Annotated in this window: 6 protein-coding genes and 1 tRNA gene; 1 reads left to right on the top strand and 6 read right to left on the bottom strand. The window is 55.5% G+C overall.

All coding sequences use genetic code 11. From position 1 onward, the window contains the following. Positions 1 to 94: 94 nt before the first annotated feature. The 5 genes from PHW69_08905 to PHW69_08885 all read right to left on the bottom strand — a co-directional run bounded on the left by PHW69_08905 (position 95) and on the right by PHW69_08885 (position 6,120). Positions 95 to 184 (bottom strand) — tRNA-Ser (locus PHW69_08905). Between the two features lie 59 nt (positions 185 to 243). Beyond that, positions 244 to 930 (bottom strand): hypothetical protein, encoded by a 687-nt coding sequence (locus tag PHW69_08900; GenBank protein MDD4005302.1) that lies wholly within the window; start codon positions 928 to 930, stop codon positions 244 to 246. 105 nt (positions 931 to 1,035) lie between these two features. After that, positions 1,036 to 1,974: a C1 family peptidase gene (locus PHW69_08895; GenBank protein ID MDD4005301.1), complete on the bottom strand. Its 939-nt coding sequence runs from the start codon at positions 1,972 to 1,974 to the stop codon at positions 1,036 to 1,038. Positions 1,975 to 2,129: 155 nt separating this feature from the next. Further along, a complete protein-coding gene (locus PHW69_08890) occupies positions 2,130 to 3,053 on the bottom strand; it encodes a C1 family peptidase (protein ID MDD4005300.1) in 924 nt (307 codons plus the stop codon). A gap of 442 nt (positions 3,054 to 3,495) precedes the next feature. Then, the gene (locus PHW69_08885) at positions 3,496 to 6,120 is read right to left on the bottom strand and encodes an AAA family ATPase (protein MDD4005299.1); all 2,625 of its coding nucleotides are present in this window, start codon (positions 6,118 to 6,120) and stop codon (positions 3,496 to 3,498) included. A 69-nt stretch (positions 6,121 to 6,189) separates the two neighbouring features. Between PHW69_08885 and PHW69_08880 the strand changes: the two genes are divergently transcribed. Next, positions 6,190 to 7,227: a squalene/phytoene synthase family protein gene (locus PHW69_08880; GenBank protein MDD4005298.1), complete on the top strand. Its 1,038-nt coding sequence runs from the start codon at positions 6,190 to 6,192 to the stop codon at positions 7,225 to 7,227. Positions 7,228 to 7,502: 275 nt separating this feature from the next. On the opposite strand, the gene obgE is transcribed toward PHW69_08880, so the two are convergent. Further along, the coding region (gene obgE, locus PHW69_08875) for a GTPase ObgE (GenBank protein MDD4005297.1) at positions 7,503 to 8,676 on the bottom strand (1,174 nt) is incomplete at its 5' end.

Genomic DNA, 8,676 nt, shown 5'->3' with positions numbered 1-8,676 from the left:
ATAAGGATGCCGAGAAAGGTACCATAGAATACTACATGCCGGTCCAGGCAGGAGTGCCCGGAAGCCGGCATGCAGTTATATCTATGAAAAAATCTGGCGGAGAGAGAGGGATTCGAACCCTCGATACCCTTGCGAGTATACAGTCTTTCCAGGACTGCGCCTTCAACCGCTCGGCCATCTCTCCAGATTATTCATTATACCAAATGCGTCATCCTTATCGGCGTTTCTTTTCGCGCGCAGAACTCATCTATATTCGCCGGGAACAGGTTTGTCGGAAATATTTAAAAATTTCTCCGCTTCCTGCTCGATAAACAAAGCCTGCTCCCCTTTCTCGAGATATTTCACCAGCGCGCAACGCATCATATCCTTCTTCTCTATCCACACTTCATATACAACCGAGCGGCCGTTCTTCGTACGGGAAACCGTTTCATGGGTATAAAACTGGCTGATGTCGTAGGTGGATATCCGTTTGCTTCCCGGGAACGGAACCGGATAATACGTTGCGGTAACCTGTTCCCGGTTAATCCTGATCCGCGTCGAATTCAGAAAACCCGCTATCACAACATAGGTAAGAACAAACCCGAATAACACATGAAACACCGGAAACAGCATCGCGTGAAGCGGAATATCTCCGCGCAATGCCATGTTATACCAGAAAACAAGAAACCCGTCCCAAAACACGCAGAAAAACAGCAAAAATACATGCTTGGCGGAAAACCACCGGTATGTTATTACAAAATCTCCGCCCTCATGCGCAGTTTTAAACCGCGCCGGCAGCTCAATTACCCGTTTCGGCGCGGAAAAGGTTCCGCCGACCTGCCCGGCGATCCCGAATACCGAACCGCACCCGCCGCATTTCGCCAGCCCGGTTTGAATATTGACATCTTCACCGGCTATTACAGCCCGGCAATCCGGACATATTATCTGCATAATGAATTTCGCTCTCGATATCCGGCCGCAAAACCAAGCAACCTCACGAATATGAAAGAGGCGTTCCCGAAGGTTCCGGGAACGCCTCTCGCTTCGCTTAAACCCTTATTTTGCGCGCTGAACGGGATTGTAATATGCTATTGTGCTCATCCCGAACATAACTTCGTTCTCCATTTCCGAATAGGCGATCCGGAAAAAACCATTCTCGCCCCAGCTCGGACCCCAGCTGTTTTTCACGATAAAATATTTCTCCGCATCATTGTATCCGACTATCAGAACGGCATGCCCGCCTTTGCGTTCGCCCGTCGTATAAGTATAAATGCCGGATTTGTAGTTCAGAAAATCCTCATAAACCAGATAGCCGGTCGGGAGCGGACCGTACTTGTTCAGCGCAGTCTTGATCGCGTTTACGGACTGCGTCACAGAACCCCATCTGCCAATTTTGTAGGTCTCGCTTTCCCAGCCCGGTTTTACGTTCGAGCAGGACCCGTCAGTCTGGGTATAAGGATAGTAGCTTTCCGGCGGAAGCCCGGTTGTCTTGATATAATCGGCATTCAGCCGGCCGCCTTTGCAGGAACCGCTACCGCTGCATGAAACCATTACCTGCTCGGATAAATCCAGCTCCCGGTTCGGAGTGTTTTTGGTTCTCAAAGAATAAGACTCGAGCGCCCCGGTCATTGAAAACGCCCAGCAGGAGCCGCACCGACCCTGATTGCGCGGTTCCGTAACAAAATTACCATTATTGGCACGCCAGTCCAGACTTTCAGGCAGTACAGCACGGCCCATTGGCAGCGGAGCCGCGCCAATGTTTAAAGGCTCGAAACTTAGCCCGAACATATTCTCCTGATCCTGCACAGGCATTTCCGCCATTTCCGTCCGGCCCGCAACCCATTTCGCGCCTTTTGCCGCTATCGCCGAGTTAATTGCATCTACCCGCGCCTGCGGATCGCCTTTAAGGCTTTCATCCGCCGCAAACACACTCCCGCTTCCCAGCAAAGCAAATACAAGTGCCGAGCTGACCACAAGAATCTTGTTCAGTTTCATATTATTCTCTCCTGATTTTGTCTCCACTGGTTGTAACGTCCGGAGAAAAATCCGCCGACTAATATCAAATTACATTAAAATACAGACATTGGCAAGCGTCATTTTAAAAAAAGCGTTCCCGGATTGCCCGGGAACGCTTTTCCGTCCTCAGCAATTTATTCTCCGGCCTGATCGTCCGTATAATACGCGATTGTCATCATCCCGAATTTTACCTGGTTATCCATTTCGGAATAGGCGATCTTGAAAAAACCGTTCTCGCCCCAGTTCGGGCCCCAGCTGTTTTTCACGATAAAATACTTCTCAGCGTCATTGTACCCGACCAGCAGTACGCCGTGCCCGCCCATCAGTTCGCCTGATGTATAAGAATAGACACCGGACTTGTAGCTCATGAAATCCCGGTAAACCATAAACGCCGTCGGCACAGGACCGAATTGATTCAAAGCCGCCTTCAGTTCCTCAACACTCTTGGAAACCGAGCCCCAGGAACCGATTTTATTCGTTTCTTTTTCCCAGCCCGGTTTTACGTTCGAGCAGGACCCGTCAGTCTGGGTATAAGGATAGTAGCTTTCCGGCGGAAGACCGGTAGTGGTGAGATAATCCGCATTAAGCCGCCCGCCTTTGCAGGAACCGGCTCCGCTGCAGGATACCATTACCTGCTCAGACAGATCCAGATCCCGATTGGGCGTGTTTTTGGCTCTCAGCGCGTAAGACTCAAGCGCACCGGTCATTGCAAACGCCCAGCAGGAGCCGCACTGGCCCTGATTGCGGACGCCTGTAACGAAATCGCCGTTATTGGCGCGCCAGTCCAGGCTTTCCGGCAATATCGCACGGCCCATTTTTAACGGAGCCGCGCCTATGTCTAAAGGTTCCACGCCAAGCCCGACCAGATACTGCTGGGCCTGCGACGACATGTCTGACACGGAAGTCCTGCCCGCCACCCATTTTCCGCCTTTTTCCGCTATGGATTTGTTCAGCTGGTCAATATCTTTCTGGGTTTGATCAGCCGCAAACGCCATTCCGCCGCCCATTACGGCCACAGCCAGCGCCATACCGGCAAAAAGCATACGGTTTGATTTCATAATGTACCCTCTCCTTATTTATTTTTTGACTGTTTTACATTCCCAAATCAAAACCGGGAACGTCTTCCCTTCAGTTACTGCCGTTACTGTCCGCCTGCTGCTGCGTATAATACGCAAAACTCGCCGCAAACCCTGATTAATCAGCACGGCCAATATAAGTTTACTTGAAAAAAAGAAAGTTCAACACCATCCAAAGACCCATATTCGGGTTAGGCCTTTTTCACCACAACCGCCGAACTCCCGGCAAAACTGACGCACCACGATTTAGAGGATACCGGCGCCTGCACCCCCGTGATAATACGCCATGCCACGGATAGACTCGGCATCAACCCGGGCGCAGCCGACACCGGGCCGTCCGCCGGCAATCAGCCGGCCGGACAAACAATATTTCATTACCCCATGGAAGGAAAGCGCCCGGGCCTCGCACCCGGCGCAATGGAAACTAGGCTTTTGTTTCGGAATCTTTTTTAGGCATCAGCACCACATGATCGTCCGACAGAATAAACACCCACTGTTTATGCTTCACCACCACTCCGGCCGATATTACGCGCTGGAGCGGCTGCATTACAATCTGGTCAAAAACCATTCTCAGCCGGTATGTGCCCGATTCCAGGCTCAGCCCCGTGCGCACAAGCGCGCGCTCCACTTCCCGGCCCATCTGGATGTACACGCCGTGTTCCTTCTGCATTGTGGTGCGCGCTTCGTCTATCCATTTAAGCAGTATCAGGTTCGCGCTCTGCACGCTCAGCGGACGGAATGGCACAACATCGCTTATATGATGCTGGATAACTGTCGGAATCCTGTCCATCACCGATTTCACTATTTCTTTGTCAGACGGATATTTGGCTATATCCGTCACCTCGAAAAACAGGCCCGACGCGATCACAAAAATGATATTGCGCAGTTCCACTCCGCGCGAACCGACTTCCTCGATAAAAGAAGCCAGCAGATTGTAAAACATCGGCAGGGTTTTATCCGCATTTTCAAACAGCACCAGCCCGAACGGCGATTCCTTTACCGCCAGCTCCAGCCGGCCCTCGGTATCGCTCGAACCGAAAATACGCCGCAGGCTCTCCTCGCGGCTGTATTTTGACATATCGAAAACGTACATATCCTCGTCATTTCCGATAAGCGAAACAGCCATCCGCCTGGCAAGCTCCGTTTTTCCCACTCCGCGCGGACCGACAAAATAAAACACCAGCGGCTTGTCGGTTTTATGCCCGGCAAAAGCCGACGACTTGGCTATCCGCGCGGCGACCAGCTCCACCGCCTCGTTCTGGCCCACGATTGTGCCTTTTATATTCCGGCTGAGATTTTCCATCCGCGCAGGCGACCGCCCGTTGAGTTCCGCGGCCACCGCCTCAAGGCGCGAATTGACCTGCTCGGCCACCGTCTGGCAGACCCACAGCTCATTTATGCCGGGTTCCTGTTCCAGCCCGAATTTCCGGGCCGTTTCCGCGAACCGCTCGCGCAGTTGCGGCGTATCGCCCTCACGCGCGCGGTCACAGACGGCACGGATCAAGCCCAGCGCTTTCCTCGGCATGAAACCCGGCAGGCCAAACCTTGTGCTTAGCGTATACGCCGCCAGCAAAGCGCGATCGGTCAGACGGCCTCCGCTTTTTATCTCCAGCCCGGTCTTGTTCGCCCGTAAAATTTCAAGCACCGCGGCCTGGTCAGGCTCCTTTACGTCAACCGGCTCGAAATAAACCGCGAATTTCTTTTCCGGCTCGATATCTTCCTTAAAACCCTTAGGCGTGGTGCCGCCGATAACGTGCACGCCGCGGTCCATGACAAAATCCTTGAGCAGAATGCTGAGCGAATCAGCGCGTTTGAGCAGCTCATGCAGATCCGTCACATACAGATATACCGAAGGATGCTTCTCGGCTTCCTTCAAAATGCTTTTGAAAAACTCCGCCGGGTCGCCATCGGCCGCTGAAAGCAGTTCGCCGGTGGAAAACTCGATAATATTCGCGCCTTTCATCATGGCGGGCGCGGTATTGTCCCACACGCGCATCGCCAGTGTGTGGATCAGCACCGACTTGCCAACCCCGTCTTCCCCTATCAGCAGCGGCATTTTGGCGTTGCGGTCCAGTATATCGAAAACCGCCTTTACCTCTTTCTCGCGCTGCACCGCCGGCAGCAGCATTTTTTCGCTCGCGCGCCTGACCAGGTTCCTGCCGATTTTCAGAATTTTATCTGCGTGTTTCGGCGGAACATACTCATCACCGTACCCGGACGCGCCGCGCACGATTATCTTCGGTTTCTCGCCGGCCGGCCCGCGCGCCGGCAGCGGCGGCGCATAGGGCGAATTGTCCATCCGCGCAGGTTCCCTGCGCGGCCCGAAAAGCTCTTCTGCCAGATGATCCGGCTCCGGCAATGGCGGCTTGAACCGGTCCGACCCGGGGTTCTGTTTTTCTGCGGCAGGCGCGGCATTTTCCTTATCCGACCGTAACGCCGGCGGCATGAACCGCTCATTGTCCCTTGCTTTAGGCGCGGCCGCTTCCGGCCTGGCCTGCTCCGCCGGCGCGGCTTCCGCGCCGCTTTTTTGCGCGCCGCCCTGCGCCTGTTTTTTCCCAAGCCGGGCCTCATTGGTCGCCGACAGCATGCGCGACGGTTCCACCCCGTAATCGGACAGCGCGTCCGAAATTATCTTGCCCGGGCTGCCCATCAGCGCGGCCAGCAGGTCCAGCGAAGATACCTGCTCCCGCGAATCGGCAAGCGCTTCCGCCTGCTGAAAAATCTCTTTGCACTCCGCGCTGCGGCGTATATTGCCGGAAAGCGCGCCCGTTTTGCCTTCGCCCATGGCCGCGCGCACGGTGCGCCGCAGTTTGCGCGGATCCAGTTTCAGCTTCTCGAAAATTCCGGAAATATCGGCGTATTCGTCGGCCGCGCGCCGGACCTGCGCGTCGCTGAAATTCAGTTTTGCCGCAGTCAGCGACAGCAGTTTCTCTATTTCCGTCAGACTGACAAACAGATGCTCGCGCCGAATGGTGTCAAACTTCGCGCTTATCGCCTCAGCCCCTGCGATATTCCAGGCCAGCACTGAAACTTCGGAAAGCTTTTTCATTTCATATATTATAAACTATTACTGGTCATATTTTAACATATGAATTTGCGTAGGATCTGGCAAGGTTTTATGAATCCGGCATTGTTTCCCATACTGAAAAAAACTTCCCGTTCGCTTTATCTGAGCATAAGGGCGCTGCCGCCGCGCATGAGCGAAGCGTTCTGCGTGTGCTATCTGCTGTGCCGCGCGGCGGACTCCGTGGCCGACACCAAAGTGGTGCCTTACGAAACACGACTTTCGCGGATTGGCATATTTCCCCAGCTGCTGACGGACGCGCGTGCACGCGCCGAACATGCTGATTCGCTGGTGAGGGACCTTACAGCCGGATCGGATCTGCCGCATGAAAAGGAACTGATCGCCAGGCTGCCGGACATTCTGTCGGCTTATGACTCGATGCCGGCCGCGGAACGCGATATCACCCTGCAGACCGTGCGTGACGTATGCCGCGGCATGACCGCCGATCTGGAACTGTTCGGGCGGGACGAAACCACCATGCGCGCGTTCGGCTCCGCCGGCCAGCTGGACGAGTACTGCCATTATATAGGCGGCGGGCCGGGCCTGTTCTGGACGCGGCTGGCCGTAATCTGCAAAGTCATGCGCGACCCCGATCTGCGCAACGAAGCACGCGCCGACGGGATCGGAAAAGCGCTTCAGATAACCAATATCCTGCGCGATGTGGCGTCAGACCTGCGGATCGGGCGGTGTTACTTCCCGATACAGGACATCAGAGCCGCCGGGCTTGAGCCGCGCGGCCTGCTCCAACCCGCCAGCATGCCAAAATTCCGGCCGGTGCTGCGCAAGTGGCTGCTCTGGGGGCTGGACAATCTGGCCTCCGCCGAGGACTACATGCGCGCCATCCCCAAAAGCCAGCTGCGCATGAGGGCGGCGGTGGCGTGGCCGGTTTATATGTGTCTTGACACTCTGGCCGAAATCGCGAAAACGGACAATATTCTTGATCCCGCCGTAAAGGCAAAAATAAACCGCGGACAGGTTTACACGATGATCGCGAAAACACCCGCGGTTCTGTTAAGCAATACCGCTTTTTCAAAAGCCTACCGTCTGCGGCGGGAAACACTGCTCTCCATCATGGAAAAACCGGCCCGCTAGAGCACAACCTGCGCAATACCGCTTCTCATGCCCCCCCGCTGTGCCATTGCCCTGCCGGTTGTTATTACGCTTTACCGGCAAGCCGGGGAGGTTTCTTCCACAAACTCCGTTTGCCCCGCCAGCGGGGTTACACGCTTCCGCCACCCCTGCCTGAGCTATGCCATGCCGGTAATCATTATGTCATGCCGGCCAGAGCCGGGTTTTTGCAAGCGGAATTTATAAAAAAGAGCCGCGCCGGATGATATCCGGCGCGGCTCTTTAAACTGGTTGCCGGGTTATGCCCGTTTACGGCGGGAAACAGCCCGTTCCGCCATGTCGGAGCCGGGCGAATAGCTCCACTCGAACTCGCGGCCGGCGATAACCACACTGTCGCCTTCGTGAATGCCCTTGTTGGCGAGCGCCTTGTCAAGGCCCACCGTCTTGAAATATTTTCTCAGCCGGATAACAGATTCCGGCTGTCCGAAATTAGTCATCTGCACTTTCCGCTCTATGGTGGCCCCGCCCACCACAACAAGCCCCGTTTCGTCCCGCTCCAGCGTGAACAGCGGCTCCACCGCATGACGCGCGATCTCGGGCCGGTCGTCCCCGGGCTTGATTCTGACTGCGGGCACAATGTCAAGCAGCCGGAGTATTTCGTCGAGCAGCGCGTCCAGACCCTGCCGGGTGGCCGCGGAAATAAGAAATACCTTGCGCGTGCGAAACGCTTTTCTGACAGCCCTGTAAACTTCCTGCGCCTGCGGCAGATCGCACTTGTTGACCGCGATGATGCGCGGCTTGCGAGCCAGTTTGGAGCTGAAGTTCCCAAGCTCCGACGCGATCACCCGAACCGATTCCGCCGGCTCGATATCCTTAAAACCCAGCGGATCAACCAGATGCACGATAACGCGGGTGCGCTCGATATGCTTCAGAAAATTATGACCCAGCCCCTTGCCCTCATGAGCGCCTTCAATGAGGCCCGGAATGTCGGCCGCGGCGAAACTGCGCTTTTTGTGATATACGATGCCGAGGTTGGGGTTGAGCGTGGTAAACGGATAGTCCGCAATTTTGGGCCGGGCCGCGCTCAGCGCGGCCAGCAGAGTGGATTTGCCGGCGTTCGGAAACCCCACAAACCCAGCGTCCGCCAGAATTTTGAGTTCGAGATCCAGCTCGAGCGATTCGCCCGGCTCGCCTTTCTCCGAAATCTGCGGCGCGGTATTAAGCTGTGTTTTAAACGATGCGTTTCCCCGTCCGCCCCGTCCGCCTTTGGCGGCGAGCCAGCTCTGGCCCGGCTCGATAAGATCGGCAACCACGCGCCCGCTCCGGCGCACTATTGTGCCGCAGGGCACCCGGATATACAGATCCTCGCCGTAGGAACCGTCTTTCAGCGAACCCTTGCCGTTGTAGCCGTGCTTGCCTTCCAGATGGGGATGGTACGCCAGTTCCAGCAAGGTGGTAAGATTGGAATCCGCC

The sequence above is a fragment of the Elusimicrobiaceae bacterium genome (assembly GCA_028700325.1).
GTDB lineage: Bacteria > Elusimicrobiota > Elusimicrobia > Elusimicrobiales > Elusimicrobiaceae > JAQVSV01.
Note: the sequence above shows the minus strand (reverse complement) of the source record. Positions and strands in the feature narration are given on the sequence as shown.

Bases quoted from the DNA above. Each gene is read 5' to 3' on its own strand.
- PHW69_08880 (MDD4005298.1), top strand. From the start codon at position 6,190: ATGAATCCGGCATTGTTTCCCATACTGAAAAAAACTTCCCGTTCGCTT.
- PHW69_08895 (MDD4005301.1), bottom strand. From the start codon at position 1,974: ATGAAACTGAACAAGATTCTTGTGGTCAGCTCGGCACTTGTATTTGCT.
- PHW69_08890 (MDD4005300.1), bottom strand. From the start codon at position 3,053: ATGAAATCAAACCGTATGCTTTTTGCCGGTATGGCGCTGGCTGTGGCC.
- PHW69_08900 (MDD4005302.1), bottom strand. From the start codon at position 930: ATGCAGATAATATGTCCGGATTGCCGGGCTGTAATAGCCGGTGAAGAT.
- PHW69_08885 (MDD4005299.1), bottom strand. From the start codon at position 6,120: ATGAAAAAGCTTTCCGAAGTTTCAGTGCTGGCCTGGAATATCGCAGGG.